At 67.3% G+C, this 18,306-nt stretch carries 20 protein-coding genes and 1 tRNA gene; 17 read left to right on the top strand and 4 right to left on the bottom strand.

Annotated features, from left to right (window positions below; genetic code table 11):
- The 5 genes from cyoB to QMZ16_RS04895 all read left to right on the top strand — a co-directional run bounded on the left by cyoB (position 1) and on the right by QMZ16_RS04895 (position 5,131).
- Entirely contained in the window at positions 1 to 2,034 is a 2,034-nt protein-coding gene (cyoB, locus tag QMZ16_RS04915; RefSeq protein WP_282602361.1) for a cytochrome o ubiquinol oxidase subunit I, read from the top strand.
- A 128-nt stretch (positions 2,035 to 2,162) separates the two neighbouring features.
- Positions 2,163 to 2,705, top strand: a complete 543-nt coding sequence (gene cyoC, locus QMZ16_RS04910; protein ID WP_282602405.1) for a cytochrome o ubiquinol oxidase subunit III — start codon at positions 2,163 to 2,165, stop codon at positions 2,703 to 2,705.
- A complete protein-coding gene (gene cyoD / locus QMZ16_RS04905) occupies positions 2,702 to 3,058 on the top strand; it encodes a cytochrome o ubiquinol oxidase subunit IV (protein WP_028725697.1) in 357 nt (118 codons plus the stop codon). The genes cyoC and cyoD overlap by 4 nt, the downstream gene beginning before the upstream one ends.
- Positions 3,055 to 3,759: an SURF1 family protein gene (locus QMZ16_RS04900; protein WP_282602360.1), complete on the top strand. Its 705-nt coding sequence runs from the start codon at positions 3,055 to 3,057 to the stop codon at positions 3,757 to 3,759. Before cyoD ends, QMZ16_RS04900 begins: the two co-directional genes overlap by 4 nt.
- A gap of 196 nt (positions 3,760 to 3,955) precedes the next feature.
- A complete protein-coding gene (locus QMZ16_RS04895) occupies positions 3,956 to 5,131 on the top strand; it encodes a Hint domain-containing protein (protein ID WP_282602359.1) in 1,176 nt (391 codons plus the stop codon).
- A 2-nt stretch (positions 5,132 to 5,133) separates the two neighbouring features.
- Here the strand turns inward: QMZ16_RS04895 and QMZ16_RS04890 are convergent.
- Positions 5,134 to 5,210 (bottom strand) — tRNA-Arg (locus QMZ16_RS04890).
- Between the two features lie 117 nt (positions 5,211 to 5,327).
- Here QMZ16_RS04890 and QMZ16_RS04885 point away from each other — a divergent pair.
- The 12 genes from QMZ16_RS04885 to QMZ16_RS04830 all read left to right on the top strand — a co-directional run bounded on the left by QMZ16_RS04885 (position 5,328) and on the right by QMZ16_RS04830 (position 15,429).
- Positions 5,328 to 6,350, top strand: a complete 1,023-nt coding sequence (locus QMZ16_RS04885) for a LacI family DNA-binding transcriptional regulator (RefSeq protein ID WP_282602358.1) — start codon at positions 5,328 to 5,330, stop codon at positions 6,348 to 6,350.
- Between the two features lie 45 nt (positions 6,351 to 6,395).
- Positions 6,396 to 7,205, top strand: a complete 810-nt coding sequence (locus QMZ16_RS04880) for a S49 family peptidase (protein WP_282602357.1) — start codon at positions 6,396 to 6,398, stop codon at positions 7,203 to 7,205.
- 105 nt (positions 7,206 to 7,310) lie between these two features.
- Positions 7,311 to 8,237: a calcium/sodium antiporter gene (locus tag QMZ16_RS04875; protein ID WP_282602356.1), complete on the top strand. Its 927-nt coding sequence runs from the start codon at positions 7,311 to 7,313 to the stop codon at positions 8,235 to 8,237.
- Positions 8,222 to 9,013, top strand: coding sequence for an SDR family oxidoreductase (locus QMZ16_RS04870; protein ID WP_282602355.1), 792 nt, complete (start codon positions 8,222 to 8,224; stop codon positions 9,011 to 9,013). The genes QMZ16_RS04875 and QMZ16_RS04870 overlap by 16 nt, the downstream gene beginning before the upstream one ends.
- 303 nt (positions 9,014 to 9,316) lie before the next feature.
- Positions 9,317 to 11,167 (top strand): excinuclease ABC subunit UvrC, encoded by a 1,851-nt coding sequence (uvrC, locus tag QMZ16_RS04865; RefSeq protein WP_282602354.1) that lies wholly within the window; start codon positions 9,317 to 9,319, stop codon positions 11,165 to 11,167.
- A 102-nt stretch (positions 11,168 to 11,269) separates the two neighbouring features.
- Entirely contained in the window at positions 11,270 to 11,641 is a 372-nt protein-coding gene (locus tag QMZ16_RS04860) for a hypothetical protein (protein WP_282602353.1), read from the top strand.
- Positions 11,642 to 11,692: 51 nt separating this feature from the next.
- Positions 11,693 to 12,325, top strand: a complete 633-nt coding sequence (pgsA, locus tag QMZ16_RS04855; RefSeq protein ID WP_022707286.1) for a CDP-diacylglycerol--glycerol-3-phosphate 3-phosphatidyltransferase — start codon at positions 11,693 to 11,695, stop codon at positions 12,323 to 12,325.
- Entirely contained in the window at positions 12,315 to 12,566 is a 252-nt protein-coding gene (moaD, locus tag QMZ16_RS04850; RefSeq protein ID WP_282602352.1) for a molybdopterin converting factor subunit 1, read from the top strand. The genes pgsA and moaD overlap by 11 nt, the downstream gene beginning before the upstream one ends.
- Before the next feature lie 4 nt (positions 12,567 to 12,570).
- Positions 12,571 to 13,014: a molybdenum cofactor biosynthesis protein MoaE gene (locus QMZ16_RS04845; RefSeq protein WP_282602351.1), complete on the top strand. Its 444-nt coding sequence runs from the start codon at positions 12,571 to 12,573 to the stop codon at positions 13,012 to 13,014.
- A complete protein-coding gene (locus QMZ16_RS04840) occupies positions 13,011 to 13,541 on the top strand; it encodes a hypothetical protein (RefSeq protein ID WP_282602350.1) in 531 nt (176 codons plus the stop codon). Before QMZ16_RS04845 ends, QMZ16_RS04840 begins: the two co-directional genes overlap by 4 nt.
- Before the next feature lie 61 nt (positions 13,542 to 13,602).
- Complete coding sequence (locus QMZ16_RS04835) at positions 13,603 to 14,973, top strand: glutamate--cysteine ligase (RefSeq protein WP_282602349.1); 1,371 nt, start codon at positions 13,603 to 13,605, stop codon at positions 14,971 to 14,973.
- Between the two features lie 81 nt (positions 14,974 to 15,054).
- Positions 15,055 to 15,429 (top strand): hypothetical protein, encoded by a 375-nt coding sequence (locus QMZ16_RS04830; protein WP_282602348.1) that lies wholly within the window; start codon positions 15,055 to 15,057, stop codon positions 15,427 to 15,429.
- A gap of 4 nt (positions 15,430 to 15,433) precedes the next feature.
- Here the strand turns inward: QMZ16_RS04830 and plsY are convergent, their stop codons facing one another.
- Genes plsY through QMZ16_RS04815 form a run of 3 tightly spaced genes read right to left on the bottom strand, consistent with a single transcriptional unit; the run spans position 15,434 to position 18,245 of the window.
- Positions 15,434 to 16,006: a glycerol-3-phosphate 1-O-acyltransferase PlsY gene (plsY, locus tag QMZ16_RS04825; RefSeq protein WP_282602347.1), complete on the bottom strand. Its 573-nt coding sequence runs from the start codon at positions 16,004 to 16,006 to the stop codon at positions 15,434 to 15,436.
- Positions 16,003 to 17,286, bottom strand: coding sequence for a dihydroorotase (gene pyrC / locus QMZ16_RS04820; RefSeq protein WP_282602346.1), 1,284 nt, complete (start codon positions 17,284 to 17,286; stop codon positions 16,003 to 16,005). The genes plsY and pyrC overlap by 4 nt, the downstream gene beginning before the upstream one ends.
- Complete coding sequence (locus QMZ16_RS04815) at positions 17,283 to 18,245, bottom strand: aspartate carbamoyltransferase catalytic subunit (RefSeq protein ID WP_282602345.1); 963 nt, start codon at positions 18,243 to 18,245, stop codon at positions 17,283 to 17,285. Before QMZ16_RS04815 ends, pyrC begins: the two co-directional genes overlap by 4 nt.
- Positions 18,246 to 18,306: the final 61 nt, after the last annotated feature.

Below are 18,306 nucleotides of genomic sequence, written 5' to 3'. Positions count from 1 at the left end.
ATGGCAACAGCAGATACAGTTTACGGGACCGCCGGTGCCCTTGTGACCGACCCGATATTCGGCCGGCTGACCTGGGACGTCCTTCCGTTCCAGGAGCCCGTCATCCTTGCCGCCTTCGTCGGCACCGTCCTTCTGGGCGGTGCGGTCGTGGGCGCACTCACCTATTTCCGGCTCTGGGGATATCTCTGGAGCAACTGGTTCATCTCGATCGACCACAAGAAGATCGGCATCATGTACATGGTGCTGGGCCTGATCATGTTCGTTCGCGGCTTCGCCGATGCGATCATGATGCGGGCGCAGCAGGCGCTGGCGTCGATGGGATACGAGGGATACCTCAACGCCCACCATTACGACCAGATCTTCACGGCGCATGGCGTCATCATGATCTTCTTCGCGGCGATGCCCTTCGTCACGGGCTTCATGAACTATGTCATGCCGCTGCAGATCGGCGCGCGCGACGTGGCCTTCCCGTTCCTGAACAACTTCAGCTTCTGGCTGACGGCCTCGGGTGCGGTGCTGATCATGGTGTCGCTGTTCGTGGGTGAATTCGCGACGACCGGCTGGCTGGCCTATCCGCCGCTGTCGGGACCGGAATACAGCATCGGCGTGGGGATGGACTACTATCTCTGGGCGCTGAACATCGCGGGGATCGGGACGACATTGTCCGGGATCAACCTGCTGGTGACGCTGGTCAAGATGCGCGCACCGGGCATGGGCTGGATGAAGATGCCGATCTTCTGCTGGACGACGCTGTGCACGAACGTGCTGATCGTGGCGTCCTTCCCCGTGCTGACCGCCACGCTCGCGCTGCTGACGGCCGACCGCTACATCGGGACGAACTTCTTCTCGAACGATCTCGGCGGCAACCCGATGATGTACGTGAACCTGATCTGGATCTGGGGCCACCCCGAGGTCTACATCCTGATCCTGCCCATCTTCGGCATCTTCTCCGAGGTGGTCTGCACCTTCTCCTCGAAGCGCCTGTTCGGCTATACCTCGATGGTCTACGCGACCTGCGTGATCATGGTCCTCAGCTATATCGTGTGGCTGCACCACTTCTTCACGATGGGGGCGGGGGCGAACGTGAACGCCTTCTTCGGCACCACGACGATGATCATCTCGATCCCGACGGGGGCCAAGCTCTTCAACTGGCTGTTCACCATGTACAAGGGCCGCATCCGGTTCGAGCCCCCCATGCTGTGGACGGTGGGCTTCATGCTGACCTTCGTGATCGGCGGCATGACGGGCGTGCTGCTGGCCGTTCCGCCTGCGGATTACGTGCTGCACAACTCGCTGTTCCTGATCGCGCATTTCCACAACGTGATCATCGGCGGCGTGGTCTTCGGCGTCTTCGCGGGCATCAGCTACTGGTTCCCGAAGGCCTTCGGCTTCAAGCTGGACCCGTTCTGGGGCAAGGTCAGCTTCTGGTTCTGGATCGTCGGCTTCTACCTGGCGTTCATGCCGCTGTATGTCCTGGGCCTGATGGGCGTCACGCGCCGTCTCAGCCAGTTCGAGGATACCGCCTATGCCGTCTACTTCGTGACGGCAGCGATCGGCGCCGTCTGCATCGCCATCGGGATCGCCGCGTTTTTCATGCAGCTCTACGTCTCGATCCGCGACCGCAACACGCCGCGCCTGCGCGACTTCTCGGGCGATCCCTGGAACGGGCGCACGCTGGAATGGTCGACCTCGTCGCCGCCGCCCTACTACAACTTCGCCTTCACCCCGCAGGTGCATGACATCGACGCCTACGAGCACATGAAGCGCAACGAGTACAAGCGCCCGCTGGACGGCTTCGTGCCGATCCACATGCCGCGCTACACGGCTTCGGGGATCATCATCTCGGGCTTCATGACGGTGATGGGCTTCGCGCTGGTGTGGCACATCTGGTGGTTGGCGGCGCTCGGCTTCCTGGCCTCGGTGGGCCTGGGGATCGCGCATACCTTCAACTACGACCGCGACTACTATGTGCCGGCGGACGAGGTCGGCGAAATCGAAGCGGCGCGCACGCGCCAACTGGTGGAGCAGGCTTGATGAGCAGCATCGCGCAAAAGACCGGCGGGATGGCGAAGGAAGCCGAACCCGGCGACGACAAGCCCTTCCAGTTCCACGTGTTCGAGACCGAGCACGACGAGGAAGAGCACGGCCACGACACCGGCACCATGCTGGGCTTCTGGATCTACCTGATGAGCGACTGCCTCATCTTCGGGATCCTGTTCGCCGTGCATGCCGTGCTGGGGCAGAACTATGCGGCGGGGCCGTCCCCCGCCGACCTGTTCGAGATCGAGATGATCCTCGTCTCGACCTTCATGCTGCTCTTCTCGTCCATCACCTACGGCTTCGCGGTCATCGCGATGCAGAATGACGACCAGAAGGGCCTCGTGCGCTGGCTGATCGTCACCGGCATCTTCGGCCTCGCGTTCCTGGGGCTGGAAATCTACGAGTTCAGCCACCTGTGGCACCTGGGCGCGACGCCCATGGCCAGCGCGTTCCTGTCGTCCTTCTACTTCCTGGTCGGCACGCACGGGCTGCACGTCACCGCGGGCTGCATCTGGCTGGTCGTCCTGCTGACCCAGGTCGGCATGCACGGCCTGACCCACGAGAACCGCCGCCGGATCATGTGCCTCAGCCTGTTCTGGCACTTCCTCGACCTGATCTGGATCGGCGTCTTTTCCTTCGTCTACCTCACGGGGGTGCTGCTATGAGCGCGCATGACAACGAGGCGCACGGCTCTTACAAGTCCTACCTGATCGGCTTTGGCCTGTCGGTGATCCTGACCCTGATCCCCTTCGGCCTGGTCATCGGCGAGTTCGAGGTCGGGCTGCCCTGGGCCGTGGGCATCATCTTCGGTCTGGGCGCGATCCAGATCCTGGTGCATGTCCACTACTTCCTGCACGTGACTTTCCGCGCCGAGAACGGCTGGCAGTTCATGTCGCTGGTCTTCACCGCGACGCTGCTGGTCATCGTCCTGGCCGGGTCGATCTGGGTCATGTTCCACCTCAACGAGAACATGATGCCGTCGCACGACCAGATCGAGCGGGTTCGCAACCTGCCGTGACCGAGGCGCGGGAACATGGGCGCAGGCGCTGGCTGGACATCGTCCTGCTGGCGCTGGCGGGGCTGGTCTTCGTGACCCTGATCGGCCTCGGGAACTGGCAGATGCGACGCCTGTCGTGGAAGCTGGACCTGATCGAGGCCGTCGAGACCCGCGCCCATGGCGATCCCGTCGCCCCGCCCGAACCGCCCGTGACCCAGGACGACGACGCCTATCTGCGGGTCGAGGTGACGGGCAGCTTCCGCCATGACAGCTCGCTTCTGGTCAAGGCCGTGACCGAGATCGGTCCCGGCTTCTGGCTGATGACACCGCTGGATCGCCCCGAGGGGGCGGTCTGGATCAATCGCGGCTTCGTTCCCGCATCGGGCGACTGGACCCGCCCCGAGGGCCGCCAGCGGATCGAGGGGCTGCTGCGCATCACCGAACCCGGCGGCACCCTGCTGGAGAAGAACGATCCCGAGGCCGATCGTTGGGTCTCGCGCGATATCGCCGCCATGAACGCGGCGACGGGCATCGACGCGCAGCCCGGATATTTCATCGACGCCGACCAGCAGGGCAGCCCCGACGCCTGGCCGCGCGGCGGGCTGACGATCATCGACTTCCGCAATTCGCACCTGTCCTACGCGCTGACCTGGTACGCGATGGCGCTGTTGCTGGTGGCGGGCATGGCATGGGCTATCCGCGACCGCATCCGGGGCGACTGAACCCGGCGAATCACCCAAGGCGCGCATATTGCATCGTGCGCAAACCTTTGTCGCGCCAGCAACCATGGGTGGCGTGCGGTCGCGAACGGTTCGCCGACCGGTTGCCAAATGGCCCCCATCGGGCCCGACTTCGTTGATCCAATTGCCGTTTCTGGTCTGATCGGAGGGGAACTTCCTCCAGTTCAGGGATCAGCGCATGACGATCGAATTTGCCATCGGTGGCGACAACATCGCCAACAACGCCTCTGTCGGGACCGTCAGCAACGGGGGGAACGACGATGCGGGGCAGGCGCGCATCTCTGGCGGACAGCGCCTGTTCGAGAGCGACGACATCGTCGTCGTCACCGCCCAGGGCGAGACATCCGACGGGCAGCTGACCGGAAGCGGCGGGATCATCGGCATCGTCGTCTATGACAACCTTGCCGATTACGAGACGCGGACCCCGAAATACGTCTACGAGCCCCAGAACCCCGGTCAGGTCGCCACCATCCAGGGCGATGTCAGCGGGCTGGGCGATCTGTATCTGCGCTTCAACGGGTCGGTCCTGGTCAGCCGCGACCCTTCGGCCCCCAGGCTTCAGAACGTGCTCGTGACCCCCGAGGCAAGCATCGCCAATGGCGAAAGCTACACCACCGATCGCGATGTCGACCTGGATTACGACGGCGACGGCACGATCGATCCCGGCCCGTTCGAGACGGGCGACAGTGCGTTCAACGCCGGGGCCTATTCCGAGTTCGCGACGCCGATCTGCTTCGCGGCCGGGACGCTGATCGACACGCCGGGGGGGCAGTGCCGCGCCGATGCGCTGCGGGTGGGCGACCTGGTGCTGACCCGCGATGGGGGCGCCCAGCCGATCCGCTGGATCGGCAGGCGCAGCTATGACGCATTGCAGCTGGATGCCGACCCCTCGACCCGGCCTGTCCGCGTCGCGGCTGGCGCCCTGGGCGAGGGGCGTCCCGCGCGCGACCTCGTGCTGTCGGGGCAGCATCGCATTCTGGTCCGCTCTCGCATCGCGATGCGCATGTTCGCGGCACCCGAGGTCCTGGTCGCGGTCAAGCAGCTGCTGGACGTCGAGGGGATCGAGATGGCGAACGACCTGCGCAGCGTCACCTATGTGCATTTCATGTTCGACCGCCACGAGATCGTCATGGCGAACGGGGCCGAGGCCGAATCCCTCTATGCCGGCCCCGAGGCGCTGCGTGCGATCGACGAGGGCGGCAGGGCCGAGCTGCTGTCGATCTTTCCCGACCTGTCGCAAGGCGGGGCCCTGCCGCATCCCGTCCGGATCCTGGTCAAGGGCAGCGCAGGCCGCCAGCTGGCCTTCCGGCACCGGCGCAACGGCATCGCGCTGCTCGACGATCGTCAGGGATGATCTGGTGACCCCGGCAGGATTCGAACCTGCAACCTGCCCCTTAGGAGGGGGCTGCTCTATCCAGTTGAGCCACGGGGCCGTCGCGCCCTGAATATCGGGCAGGGGGGCGCTTTGGCAAGCGGTGATCCGGCGCTGGTTGTGGCAGGGCGTGACCCGCGCTAACATGACGGGCCTGCAACACCGGAAACGACATCCCATGATCCCTACCAGACCGCGACGCCCGCTGACCCTCCGCGATGTGTCCGAGGCCTCGGGGGTGTCCGAGATGACGGTCAGCCGCGTCCTGCGCAACCGGGGCGACGTGTCGGCCGCCACGCGCGAAAAGGTGCTGACCGCCGCCAAGATGCTGGGATACGTGCCCAACAAGATCGCGGGCGGGCTGGCCAGCCAGCGGGTCAACCTGGTGGCAGTCGTCATCCCGTCGCTGTCGAACCTGGTCTTTCCCGACGTGCTGGGCGGGATCTCGGCGGAACTGGACGATACCGGGCTGCAGCCGGTCATCGGGGTCACCAACTATTCCCCCGCCCGAGAGGAGATGGTGCTGTACGACATGCTGTCCTGGCGGCCCTCGGGGGTGATCCTGGCGGGGCTGGAACACAGCAAGGCCGCCCGCGCCATGCTGCAGAATTCCGGCATCCCGGTGGTCGAGATCATGGATACCGACGGCGAGGGGATCGACACGCTGGTGGGCATCAGCCACATCCGCGCGGGCCGCGAGATGGCCGAGCGCATTGTCGCCGCGGGCTATCGCCGGATCGGCTTCGTCGGCACGCACATGCCCGAGGATCACCGCGCCCGCAAACGCCTGCTGGGCTTCGAGGAGGGCCTGTCCAGGGCCGGTATCCAGCTGGAGGCGCGCGAATACTACCAGGGCGGGTCGTCGCTGCTGAAGGGCCGCGAGCTGACCGAGCGCATCCTGTCGCGCGCGCCGGATCTGGATTTCCTCTATTTCTCGAACGACATGATCGGGGCAGGGGGGATGCTGCACTGCCTGGACCAGGGATATGACGTGCCGGGTCGGATCGGGCTTGCGGGCTTCAACGGCGTCGATCTGCTGGACGGGCTGCCGGTGCGGCTGGCCACGACCGATGCGCGCCGCGTCGATATCGGTCGCCGCGCGGCGCGGCTGGTGGCGGGCAAGGATACCCGCCCCGAGGATCGCGTCATCTCGTTGACGCCGACCTTCATTCCTGGCGACACGATCCGCGCGGCAGGCTGACGCGGCTGCTTGTCGCCGCGATGCGCAGCGCCTATCTGTCGTGACATGCGCATACCCGTCCTGACCCCGCTCCTGTCCCGCAAGCCGCGCGTCGCGGTCATCCGCCTGACGGGCGCCATCGGTGGCGCCGGTCGTGGCGGCGGGCTGAACGACGCCGCACTGGCCCCGCTGATCGAACGCGCCTTCCGGCGCGGCAAGCCCGTCGCAGTGGCCCTTGCGATCAATTCGCCCGGCGGATCGCCGGTGCAATCCTCGTTGATCGGTGCGCGCATCCGTCGCGTCGCCGACGAGACCGGCGTCCCCGTCCATGCCTTCGTCGAGGACATGGCCGCGTCCGGCGGCTATTGGCTGGCCTGCGCGGCGGACCGGGTCTGGGCGGACGAAAGCTCGGTCCTGGGGTCGATCGGCGTGATCTCGGCGGGCTTCGGCTTCCACGAGCTGATCGAGCGGTGGGGCATCGAGCGTCGGGTCCACACGGCGGGTCGGTCGAAATCCACCATGGATCCCTTCCGCCCCGAGAACCCCGAGGATGTCGCGCGGCTGAACAACATCCTGCTGCCCATCCACGAAGCCTTCAAGGACCATGTCCGCAGCCGTCGCGGCGACCGGCTGGACGCGGATCGCGACCTGTTCACCGGCGAATTCTGGGCGGGCCGAGAGGCCGTGCGCCTCGGGCTTGCGGACGGGATCGGCCACCTGGTCCCCAAGATGAAGGAGCTTTACGGCGAGAAGCTGCGCTTCGACGCGCTTGGCCTGCGCCGTCCGCTGCTGCGCCGGATCGGGCTGTCCGCAGATGCGCTGTTCGACGCCGCCGAGGAACGCGCCGCGTTCCAGCGCTTCGGAACCCGCGCATGAGCATCCGCGTCGTTCTTCTGTTTCTTCTGGTGATGGTCGCGATGGCCGTCATCCGCGGCCCTGCCTTCCGCCGGGCCCTGCGCAACATTCTTGGGATCGGGCGTCGTGATCGCTGAAATTCTTCTTGTCCTGGGCGGGCTTGTCCTTCTGGTCCTTGGTGGCGACCTGCTGGTCAAGGGCGCGGTGAACCTTGCGCTGCGGCTGGGCATCACGCCCCTGGTGGTGGGCCTGACCGTCGTGGCCTTCGGCACCTCGGCGCCCGAACTTCTGGTGTCGCTGTCGGCGGCGCTGAAGGGGTCCAGCGGCATCGCCCTGGGCAATGTCGTTGGATCGAACGTGGCCAACGTGCTGGTGATCCTGGGCGCGACCGCGCTGATCTCGGGCATCCCGACACGCGGGCACGACCTGCGCGAGAGCTGGGCGATGATGATGGGGGCCTCGGTCCTGCTGATCGCGCTGGCCTTCACGGGGACCATCGGCCGGATCGAGGGCGTGCTGCTGCTGGTCGCGCTGTCGCTGGTGCTGTGGCGCCAGCTGACCACCGGCAAGGCCGAGGCCGCCGACGAGGTCGAGGGCGCCGAGCTGGGCGCCACCTGGCCGCGCATCGCCATCTGGCTGGCCGCGGGCCTGGTCGCGCTGCCCATCGGGGCGAACATGCTGGTCGCGGGCGCGACCGAGATCGCGCTGGCCTTTGGGATCAGCGACACGGTGATCGGCCTGACGCTGGTGGCCATCGGAACCTCGTTGCCGGAACTGGCGGCCTCGGTCGCATCGGCGCTGCGGGGGCGGGCGGACATGGCGCTTGGCAATGTCGTCGGCTCGAACATCTTCAACATCCTCGCGATCCTTGGGATCACCTCGATCGTCGCACCGCTGCCCGTCCCGCCCGAGATGCTGCGGCTGGACCTGTGGGTCATGCTGGCAAGCTCGGCCCTGCTGATGCCGTTCCTGTTCCGGGGCATCGCGATGGGGCGTGCCGTGGGGGCCGTGCTGCTGGCCTGCTACGGGACCTATGCATGGGTGCTGCTGTGAAGCGCGTCGCACTGGTCACGGGTGGCGCGAAGCGGCTGGGCCGCGCGATGGCGCTGGAACTGGCCCGCATGGGGCATCCCGTCGCGATCCATTACGCCGGATCGGGCGAGGCTGCCGAACAGACCGCCGCCGATGCGCGTGATCTGGGCGTCGATGCGCGGACCTTCCAGGCGGATCTGCTGGACCACGACCAGGCGGGTGCGCTGGTCGGGCGGGTCCACGACGCGATGGGGCAGCTGGGCGTCCTGGTGAACAACGCCTCGATCTTCGATTACGACAACCTGCACAGCGCCTCGATGGAGGGCTGGGACAGGCACATGGACAGCAACCTGCGCGCGCCCTTCCAGCTGATGCAGGCCTTTGCCGCGCAGGCCCCCAAGGCCGCCCCCGACGAGAATGGCGAACCCGAGGCGCAGGCCGTGGTCGTCAACATGGTCGATCAGAGGGTGCTGAAGCCGACGCCTGAATTCATGACCTATTCCATCGCCAAGGCCGGGCTGTGGTGGCTGACGCGCACCGCCGCGCAGGGGCTGGCCCCCGATATCCGCGTGAACGCGATCGGTCCCGGACCGACCCTGATCGGCGCCCGCCAGCCCGAGGATCACTTTGCCCGGCAGCGCGCCTCGACCGTGTTGGGGCGCGGTGCGGACCCGCAGGGCATCTGCGACGCGCTGCGCTATCTCGTGACGGCGCGGGGGGTGACGGGGCAGCTGATCTGCGTGGACGGAGGGCAGCATCTGGGGTGGAAGACGCCCGATGTGCAGGGCCGTGAATAGGCCCGCCGCCATTCCCCTGCGGCATCTTTGTCCACCCGCCGCCCGCGTTCATGTGCATGACCGGGATTCTTCCATGTATTTCCGATGCTTCCCCTGTGGATGAAAAATAAAGGCAATGAAATCAATGCCCTTGGGCGCTGCCTAAAAATAGGGCAGTTTCACTGAACTGTAACGATTGCTGGTGTGGGCGGGGCTGCCTCACAGGCCTTGCACAGAGTTATCCACAGAATCCGTGGAAAGACTCTCCCTTGCCAAGGCAGTCGGAAACTTGCAGCCGACGAAAAGAATCACTTTCTTGACGACATGACCCAGAAAACCGGCCACGCGCTCATCCAGGACTATGTCAGAACGCTCGACGGCAGCCCCGGCGTCTATCGGATGCTGGATGCGCAGCAGGCCGTTCTCTATGTCGGCAAGGCCCGCGACCTGAAGGCGCGGGTGTCGAACTATGCCCGCCCCTCGGGGCATTCGGCGCGCATCGCCCGCATGATCCGCGAGACCGCGGCCATGATGTTCCTGACGACCACTACCGAAACCGAAGCGCTGCTGCTGGAACAGAACCTGATCAAGCAGCTGAAGCCGCGCTACAACGTGCTGCTGCGCGACGACAAGTCCTTCCCGAACATCCTTGTCGCCAAGGGACACGAATTTCCGCAGATCAAGAAGCATCGCGGCGCGAAATCCGAGAAGGGCGATTACTACGGGCCCTTCGCCAGCGCGGGGGCCGTGAACCGGACGCTGACGCAGCTGCAGCGGGTGTTCCTGCTGCGCAACTGCACCGACAGCGTCTTCGAATCCCGCACCCGGCCCTGCCTGCTGTACCAGATCAAGCGATGCAGCGGCCCCTGCGTCGGGCGCATCGGGGTCGAGGATTACAACGCCCTTGTCGGCGATGCCGAACGCTTCCTGCAGGGCAAGTCGACGACCATCCAGGCCAATCTCAAGGCCGAGATGGCCGAGGCGGCCGAGGCGATGGAATACGAACGCGCCGCCGCTCTGCGCGACCGGATCAAGGCGCTGACCGCCGTGCAGTCGGTGCAGGCCATCAACCCCAAGGGCGTGGCCGAGGCCGACATCATCGCCCTGCACATGGAGGGCGGGCAGGCCTGCCTGCAGGTCTTCTTCATCCGCGGCAATCAAAGCTGGGGCAACCGCGACTTTTATCCCCGCCTTGGCGGTGCCGAATCCCCCGACGAGGTGATGCAGGCCTTCCTCGTGCAGTTCTATGACGACAAGCCGCCGCCGCGGCAGGTGGTCCTGTCCCATCCCCCCGAGGATCCCGAGCTGGCGGGCGACATCCTGTCGGAACGCGCGGGCCGCAAGGTCGAGCTGCTGGTCCCCCAACGCGGAGAGAAGCAGGAGCTGGTCACGAACGCCCTGCGCAACGCCAAGGAGAGCCTTGCGCGGCGCATGTCCGAAAGCGCGACCCAGATGCGCCTGCTCGAAGGGCTGGCCGAGGCGTTCGAGCTGCCCGCGCCCCCGCGCCGGATCGAGGTCTATGACAACAGCCACATCATGGGCACGAACGCCGTCGGCGGCATGATCGTCGCGGGGCCGGAAGGCTGGATCAAGAACCAGTACCGCAAGTTCAACATCAAGGGCACCGAGATCACGCCGGGCGACGATTTCGGCATGATGAAGGAGGTGCTGACCCGCCGCTTCGCCCGCCTGCTGAAAGAGGACCCGGACCGCATGACCGAGGCCTGGCCCGACCTGCTGCTGATCGACGGTGGCGCGGGGCAGGTGTCGGCGGTGCACGAGATCATGGCCGAGATGGGGGTCGAGGACATCCCGATGATCGGCGTGGCCAAGGGCCAGGACCGCGACCACGGAAAGGAGGAGTTCCACCGTGCGGGCCAGCGCCCCTTCGCGCTGCGGATGAACGACCCGGTCCTGTATTTCGTCCAGCGCCTGCGCGACGAGGCGCATCGCTGGGCCATCGGCACCCATCGCGCCAAGCGCGCGAAATCGGTCATGTCGAACCCCCTGGACGAGATCGCGGGCGTCGGCGCCGCGCGCAAGCGTGCGCTGCTGTCGCATTTCGGCAGCGCCAAGGCCGTCAGCCGTGCGGGTCTGGCCGATCTGCAGGCGGTCGAGGGGATCTCGGCGGCGATCGCGCAGAAGGTCTATGACCACTTCCACGCCAAGGGCTGAGACGGGCGGAAATCCGCGATTATGCCAAAGGGTATCGTGCTACCGCGGGGGATCGTCGGTTTCGCGCTAAGGTTGACGCCCAACCGAACAAGGGAGATTGCCATGCCTTTCCTCCGCTCCTTCGGCCTTCTTGCTGATCGCAGCCCCTGCCGCGCACCCGTGGATGTCACGGGCGCAGTCCCCACCGGGGGCGGTCAGCGCCTGACGGGCCTTCTGACGGACATCAACATCGCGGGCAGCCAGCCGGCCCTGCAGGTCCGCGCCGCCGACGGCTTCAACTGGACCGTCGAGCTTGCCAGCCACGCCGAGAATCGCGCCGCCGGCCTCGAGGATGCGCCGATCCTGCAGGGCGACATGGTCGAGGTCTTCGGCCCCGCCACGGGTTCGCTGGGCGAATACCGCATCCGTGCGCATCGCCTGATCATCGCGGGCAGGCGCTTCGATCTGCCCGAGGGCTGCGCCGAGCCTGCCTGACACTGCGCCTTGCCCCTTTCCAAGCTGACGGGCAGGGATTAGCTTGCGGCCATGCGCTGGACCCTGCCCAATATCCTGACGATGATGCGACTGCTCGCCGCCCCGGCGGTGCCGCTGATGTTCCTCTATTTCCAACGGCCCTGGGCCGACTGGGCGGCGCTTGCGCTGTTCCTGCTGGCGGCCGTGACCGACTGGTTCGACGGCTATCTTGCCCGCGCGTGGAAACAGGAAAGCCGCTTCGGCGCGGCGATGGACCCGATCGCCGACAAGGCGATGGTGGTGATCGCGCTGATGGTGATCACCGGTTACAGCGGCATGAACCCCTGGCTGATCCTGCCCGTCGCGGTGATCCTGTTCCGCGAGGTCTTCGTGTCGGGCCTGCGCGAATACCTGGGCGACCGGTCGCGGAACCTGTCGGTGACCAATCTCGCGAAATGGAAGACCACCGTGCAGATGGTCGCGATCTCGGTCCTGTTCCTCGGGACGGGGCTTGCCTATGTCGAGGTCGGCAGCCCCCCCCGCGTGGGCGAGACCGGCCTGATCTGGTCGGGCAGCCCCGCGGCACTGGCGACCCATGCGGGGCTGGTCCTGATCTGGATCGCCGCGGGCCTGACCTTCTGGACGGGCTGGGACTATTTCACCAAGGCGCTGCCCTTCCTCAAGGAACCGGGTGATGACGCTTGAGGTCCTGTATTTCGCGTCCCTGCGCGAACGCGTGGGCACCCCGCGCGAGACCGTCGAGACCCGGGCCGCGACCGTGCGCGCGCTGATGGCCGAACTGTCGGCGCGTTCGGCGGGCCATGCGGCGGCCTTTGCCGATCCCGCATCGCTGCGCTGCGCGGTCGATCAGCAGCTGGCCGATCTGGACGCGCCGCTGGACGGGGTCCGGGAACTGGCCTTCTTTCCGCCGATGACGGGCGGCTGATCCCATGTCGGCCCATGTGCAGTCCGCGCCCTTCGACCTCGCGACCCAGCTGCGCGATTTCGGGCGGGATGCGGGCGCCATCGTCACCTTCACCGGCATCGTCCGGGACGAGGGCGGCATCCTGAGCGCGCTCGAGATCGAGCATTATCCCGGCATGACCGAGCGGCTTCTGGCGGAATACGGCGAACGGGCCGCGGAGCGTTTCGGGCTGTCGGACTGGCACATCCTGCACCGGCACGGCACCATCGCGGTGGGCGAGCCGATCATGATGGTCGCCACCGCCGCCCGCCACCGCCGCGCCGCGTTCGAGGGGGCCGACTATCTCATGGATTGGCTGAAATCCCGCGCGCCCTTCTGGAAGCGCGAGATCCGCCGCGACGGTTCCGTCGCCTGGGTCGCGGCCAAGGATGGCGACGAGGACGACCTGGCCCGGTGGCAGGACGCATGATCCGCCCCGAGCTGCGCGACAGGCTGCGCCGTCATTCCGAGGCGATCGTCAGCGCCGCCGTGGCGGTGCTGGGCATCTGGATCGCGACGCGCGGCGGCTGGTTCTGGGGCGTCCTGGGCGCGGGGCTGGCGGGTGTCGGCGCGGTCCTGGCGCTTGGGGCGGTGCGGCGGTCCTTCTTTCATCGCGACGTCGCCTCGCCCGGCCTGGTCGAGGTGGTCGAGGGGGCCGTCCGCTACTGGGGCACCGACAGCATGGGCGGAGAGATGGCCCTGTCGGACCTGTCCGAGATCCGCCTGATCGACCTGCGTGGCCATGCGCATTGGCGCCTGCGCGGCGCGGGCCCCGAGGCGCTGCTGGTACCCGTCGACGCGCAGGGCGCCGAGGCGCTGGCCGATGCCTTCGCGCGGCTGCCCGGCATCGACATGGGCGTCCTTGCGCAGGCGATGCGCGTGTCCGATGCGCCACGTCTTGCGGTGCTGTGGCGGCGGCCGCATCACGGCGCGGGCAATCGGCCGCCCACGCCTTGACTTGGCGCAGTCGGCTTGCCACCTGTGACCGACTGCAACCAGTCAAAGAGGCCGCGCCCCCATGTCAATTCCCCAGCAGGGCGGTGGCCCGATCGAGAGCCGCGATCAACTGGCAGCCTATGTCGCCTCGGGCGAGAAACCGGCACGGGATTGGCGGATCGGGACCGAGCACGAGAAGTTCGGCTATGTCGAGGCGACGAAGCAGCCGCTGCCCTACGAGGGTCAGGCATCCATCACCGCCATGCTGGAAGGTCTGCGCGACCGCTTCAACTGGACCCCGGTGCTCGAGGCCGGCAAGCTGATCGGACTGGAACGCGACGGCGCGAATATCAGCCTGGAGCCCGGTGGCCAGCTGGAACTGTCGGGCGCGCCGCTGGAGACGATCCACCAGACCTGCGACGAGGTGAACAGCCACCTGGCCGAGGTCGAGGCCGTGGCATCCGATATCGGCGCGGGCTTCATCGGCCTTGGTGCCGCGCCGATCTGGTCGCAGGAGGACATGCCGATGATGCCCAAGGGGCGCTATCGGCTGATGACCGACTATATGGGGCGCGTCGGCACGCTTGGCACGCAGATGATGTACCGGACCTGCACCGTGCAGGTGAACCTGGATTATTCCTCGGAAGCGGACATGGTGAAGAAGCTGCGCGTGGCGCTGGCGCTTCAGCCGGTGGCGACGGCGCTGTTCGCCAATTCGCCCTTCCTGGACGGCAAGCCCAACGGCATGAAATCCTGGCGCAGCCATATCTGGCAGAACCTGGACGATGCCCGCACGGGCCTTCTGCCCTTCGTCTTCGAGGACGGCTTCGGATACGAGGCCTGGGTGGATTACGTTCTCGATGTGCCGATGTATTTCGTCTATCGCGACGGCAAGTATATCGACGCGCTCGGGCAGTCCTTCCGCGACTTCCTGAACGGTCGCCTGCCCGCCCTGCCGGGCGAGGTTCCGACCCTGTCGGACTGGGCCGACCACATGACGACCGTCTTCCCCGAGGCCCGCGTCAAGAAGTTCATCGAGATGCGCGGCGCCGATGGCGGCCCGTGGCGCCGCCTCTGCGCGCTGCCCGCGCTGTGGGTGGGCCTGACCTATGACCAGCAGGCGCTGGATGCCGCCTGGGACCTGGTCAAGGGCTGGGACGCCGAGACGCGCCAGGGCCTGCGGGTGGCCGCGGGCCGCGACGCCCTTGCGGGCGAGGCCGGCGGCGTCCGCCTGCTGGACCTGTCGCGCGAGGTGCTGTCCATCGCCGAGACGGGTCTGAAGAACCGCGCGCGCCCCGGCCAGGGCGGTCTTGTCCCCGACGAGACGCATTTCCTGAATGCCCTGCGCGAGAGCGTGGACAGCGGCAAGGCCCCCGCCGACGAGCTGCTCGAACGCTATCATGGCGACTGGCAGGGCGATCTGGGCCGGATCTACGACGAATATTCGTACTGATCCCGTTCATGTGACCCCGGACGCGCTTGATCGGCGCGTCCGGTGGTGGCATCGCCTGCCGAAACGAATGATTTGGGGCAGATGATGCGTATCGATTTCCTAGCGTGGTTCGGCCGTCTGGTGGCCTTTGTCTTCCTGATCGGCGCGCTGTCGCTGGTGGCGGCGGTCGCGGTGCTGATCCGCCAGGCCGAGGGCGTGCCCCCCATGCCGATCGCCCTGGGAATGGTGGGGATGGCCGCGCTGGTGCTTCTGGCGGCGGCGGCCTCGGCGCTGGTCTCGATCGCGCATTCCGCCCGCCGCGGTGCATCGGCGCTGGAGCGGATGCAGACCCCGCCCCGCGCAGCCAAACCCGTGTTCGGACCCGGCATCGCGGATGCCCAGCCCGAACCCGAAGAAGCACGCGCCCCCGTCGCGGCCAGCCGGTCGAACCGGCCGACCATCGTCGCGCAGCGCTAGGGCGTCACTTCCGCCCGATCTTCGGTTCGGACCCGTCCATCAGGCGGCGGATATTGGCATGGTGGCGCAGGAAGATCAGCGCCGTCATGAAGACCGCGGCCAGTGCCAGCCAGGGCCGTCCGAGGCCCAGGGCCAGCAGCGGCGCCGATGTCGCGGCCACCAGCGCCGACAGGCTGGAGATGCGCGAGACCGCGGCCGTCGCCAGCCAGACCGCGCAGGCGGCCAGCCCCACGGGCCAGTGCAGCGCGATCATGGTGCCGAGGAAGGTCGCGACCCCCTTGCCGCCCCTGAATCCCAGCCAGACCGGGAAGCAATGCCCCAGGAAGGCCGCGGCCCCCGCCAGCAGGGCCGCATCCGCGCCGCCGAACTGGCGTGCGATCAGCACGGCGATCGCGCCCTTGCCCGAATCCAGCAGCAGCGTCGCCAGGGCCGCGGGCTTGTTGCCCGTCCGCAGCACGTTGGTCGCGCCGATATTGCCCGACCCGATCTGGCGCAGATCGCCCAGGCCCATCGCCCGCGTGATGACGATGCCGAAGGGGACGGACCCCAGAAGATATCCGAAGATCGCCCAGATCATGCCTCGCCCCCATAGACGCGGTTGCCTGCGACCCAGGTCCCCTTGACCCGGCCCTGCATCCTTGCCCCGTCAAAGGGCGTGTTCTTCGATTTCGACAACAGCGCGAAGCGGTCCATGACGAAGGGCGCGTCGGGGTCGAACAGCACCAGGTCGGCGGGCGCATCCTTGGCCAGCCGCCCCGCCTCCAGCCCCAGCCTGCGCGCCGGGTTGAGCGAGATCGCGCGCCACAGCTGCGGCAATGTCAGCCCGCCCTGATGGACCAGCCGCATGGCGGCGGGCAGCAGGGTCTGCAGTCCGACGGCACCGGGCGCCGCAGCCTCGAAGGGCAGGCGCTTCGATTCCTCGTCCTGGGGTGTGTGGAAGCTGGCGATCACGTCGATCGCGCCGCTGGCCACGGCATCGACCATCGCCTGGCGGTCGGTCTCGGGGCGCAGGGGCGGGGTGAAGCGGAAGAAGGTCCGGTAATCGCCCACGTCGTATTCGTTCAGCGTCAGGTGGTGGATCGAGATCCCCGCCGTCACGTCCAGCCCCTTGTCGCGGGCACGTGCCAGCGCGGGCAGCGCGGCCTCGGTCGTGATCTGGTCGGCATGCCAGCGCACGCCCGTCATCTCGACCAGGGCCAGGTCGCGGTCGAGGCCCATCACCTCGGCCATGGGCGACACCGCCGGGATGCCATAGAGCGAGGCGAACTTGCCGCTGGTCGCCGCGGCCCCTGCGGACAGCGAGGCATCCTGCGGATGCCCCACGATCAGCGCCCCCAGCCCGCGGGCATAGGTCATGCAGCGCGACAGCAGCTTGCTGTCGCGCACGACGCGCACGCCATCGGTGAAGGCGACCGCGCCCGCATCCGTCAGAAAGCCGATCTCGACCATCTCGCGGCCCTCGCGGGCGCGGGTCAGCGCGGCCATGTGGCGGATGTTCACGGGCGCGTCGGTGGCGCGGCGGGCGGCGAATTCCAGCGCCTCGGGGGTGTCTATGGGGGGCAGGGTGTCGGGGCGGGCGATGACGGTGGTCACGCCGCCCGCCGCAGCCGCGCGTCCCGCGCTGCGGAAGCTTTCCTTGTGACGCTCGCCCGGCTCGCCGATCTTGACGCCCCAGTCGACGATGCCGGGGGCCAGTGCGCGGCCGCGGCAATCGATCTGGGTCGCGCCCTCGGGGGCGGCCTCGTCCGGGGCGCCGATGCCCGCGATCCGGCCATCGCGGACCAGCAGGCTGCCCATGACGTCGGTCTGTGCCTCGGGGTCGATCAGGCGGGCGTTGCGGAAGAAGGTCGCGGTCATGCCATCACCCCCGATGCGGCGCGGCCGCGTTCGGCGCGCAGGTTGCGGGCCAGCAGGTCCAGCGCGGCCATGCGGACGGCGACGCCCATCTCGACCTGGTCCTGGATGACACTGCGGTTGATGTCGTCGGCGATGGTGCCGTCGATTTCCACCCCGCGGTTCATCGGGCCGGGATGCATGACGATGGCATCGGGCGCGGCGACAGCCAGCTTTTCGGCATCCAGCCCGAAGCGGTGGAAATATTCGCGTTCGGACGGGATGAAGCCGCCATCCATGCGTTCCTTCTGCAGGCGCAGCATCATCACCACATCGGCCCCTTCCAGCCCCTTCTTCATGTCCTGGTGAACCTCGACCCCCATGTCGGCCACCCCCGAGGGCATGAGCGTGGGCGGCCCGACCAGGCGGATGCGGTTCTCCATCTTGCCCAGCAGAATCAGGTTCGACCGCGCGACGCGGCTGTGGGCGATGTCGCCGCAGATGGCGATGGTCAGCCGGTGCAGGCGCCCCTTGGCGCGGCGGATCGTCAGCGCGTCCAGCAGGGCCTGGGTCGGGTGTTCGTGCCGCCCGTCGCCCGCGTTGATGACGGCGCAGTTCACCTTCTCGGCCAGCAGGTTCACCGCCCCCGAATGGGGGTGGCGCACGACCAGCAGGTCGGGCTGCATGGCGTTCAGCGTCAGCGCGGTGTCGATCAGGGTCTCGCCCTTCTTCACGCTGCTGGACTGCATGGACATGTTCATCACGTCCGCGCCCAGACGCTTGCCCGCCAGCTCGAAGCTGGACTGCGTCCTGGTCGAGTTCTCGAAGAACATGTTGATCTGGGTCATGCCTGCCAGCGCGTCCGAATGCTTGATCGTGCGGCGGTTGAAGGCGGCGTATTCCTGCGCAAGATCCAGAAGCGCGGTGATCTCGTCCGGCTTCAGGTGATCGATGCCCAGCAGGTGGCGGGCGCGAAAGCTCATGGGCGGCCTCATGGTCGGGGACGGGCGATCTATCGCAGATGGGGGGGATTGCGGCAAGCGG

The sequence above is a fragment of the Paracoccus sp. PARArs4 genome (assembly GCF_947311865.1).
GTDB classification, from domain to species: domain Bacteria; phylum Pseudomonadota; class Alphaproteobacteria; order Rhodobacterales; family Rhodobacteraceae; genus Paracoccus; species Paracoccus zeaxanthinifaciens.
The sequence above is the reverse complement of the archived record's forward strand: the minus strand, read 5'-3'. Positions and strand labels throughout refer to the sequence as shown.

Coding starts and splice junctions, on each gene's coding strand:
- moaD (WP_282602352.1), top strand. CDS start 12,315: ATGACGCTTGAGGTCCTGTATTTCGCGTCCCTGCGCGAACGCGTGGGC.
- QMZ16_RS04845 (WP_282602351.1), top strand. CDS start 12,571: ATGTCGGCCCATGTGCAGTCCGCGCCCTTCGACCTCGCGACCCAGCTG.
- QMZ16_RS04895 (WP_282602359.1), top strand. CDS start 3,956: ATGACGATCGAATTTGCCATCGGTGGCGACAACATCGCCAACAACGCC.
- QMZ16_RS04880 (WP_282602357.1), top strand. CDS start 6,396: ATGCGCATACCCGTCCTGACCCCGCTCCTGTCCCGCAAGCCGCGCGTC.
- QMZ16_RS04870 (WP_282602355.1), top strand. CDS start 8,222: ATGGGTGCTGCTGTGAAGCGCGTCGCACTGGTCACGGGTGGCGCGAAG.
- cyoC (WP_282602405.1), top strand. CDS start 2,163: ATGCTGGGCTTCTGGATCTACCTGATGAGCGACTGCCTCATCTTCGGG.
- QMZ16_RS04860 (WP_282602353.1), top strand. CDS start 11,270: ATGCCTTTCCTCCGCTCCTTCGGCCTTCTTGCTGATCGCAGCCCCTGC.
- pgsA (WP_022707286.1), top strand. CDS start 11,693: ATGCGCTGGACCCTGCCCAATATCCTGACGATGATGCGACTGCTCGCC.
- QMZ16_RS04840 (WP_282602350.1), top strand. CDS start 13,011: ATGATCCGCCCCGAGCTGCGCGACAGGCTGCGCCGTCATTCCGAGGCG.
- cyoD (WP_028725697.1), top strand. CDS start 2,702: ATGAGCGCGCATGACAACGAGGCGCACGGCTCTTACAAGTCCTACCTG.
- QMZ16_RS04885 (WP_282602358.1), top strand. CDS start 5,328: ATGATCCCTACCAGACCGCGACGCCCGCTGACCCTCCGCGATGTGTCC.
- cyoB (WP_282602361.1), top strand. CDS start 1: ATGGCAACAGCAGATACAGTTTACGGGACCGCCGGTGCCCTTGTGACC.
- plsY (WP_282602347.1), bottom strand. CDS start 16,006: ATGATCTGGGCGATCTTCGGATATCTTCTGGGGTCCGTCCCCTTCGGC.
- QMZ16_RS04815 (WP_282602345.1), bottom strand. CDS start 18,245: ATGAGCTTTCGCGCCCGCCACCTGCTGGGCATCGATCACCTGAAGCCG.
- QMZ16_RS04830 (WP_282602348.1), top strand. CDS start 15,055: ATGATGCGTATCGATTTCCTAGCGTGGTTCGGCCGTCTGGTGGCCTTT.
- pyrC (WP_282602346.1), bottom strand. CDS start 17,286: ATGACCGCGACCTTCTTCCGCAACGCCCGCCTGATCGACCCCGAGGCA.
- QMZ16_RS04835 (WP_282602349.1), top strand. CDS start 13,603: ATGTCAATTCCCCAGCAGGGCGGTGGCCCGATCGAGAGCCGCGATCAA.
- uvrC (WP_282602354.1), top strand. CDS start 9,317: ATGACCCAGAAAACCGGCCACGCGCTCATCCAGGACTATGTCAGAACG.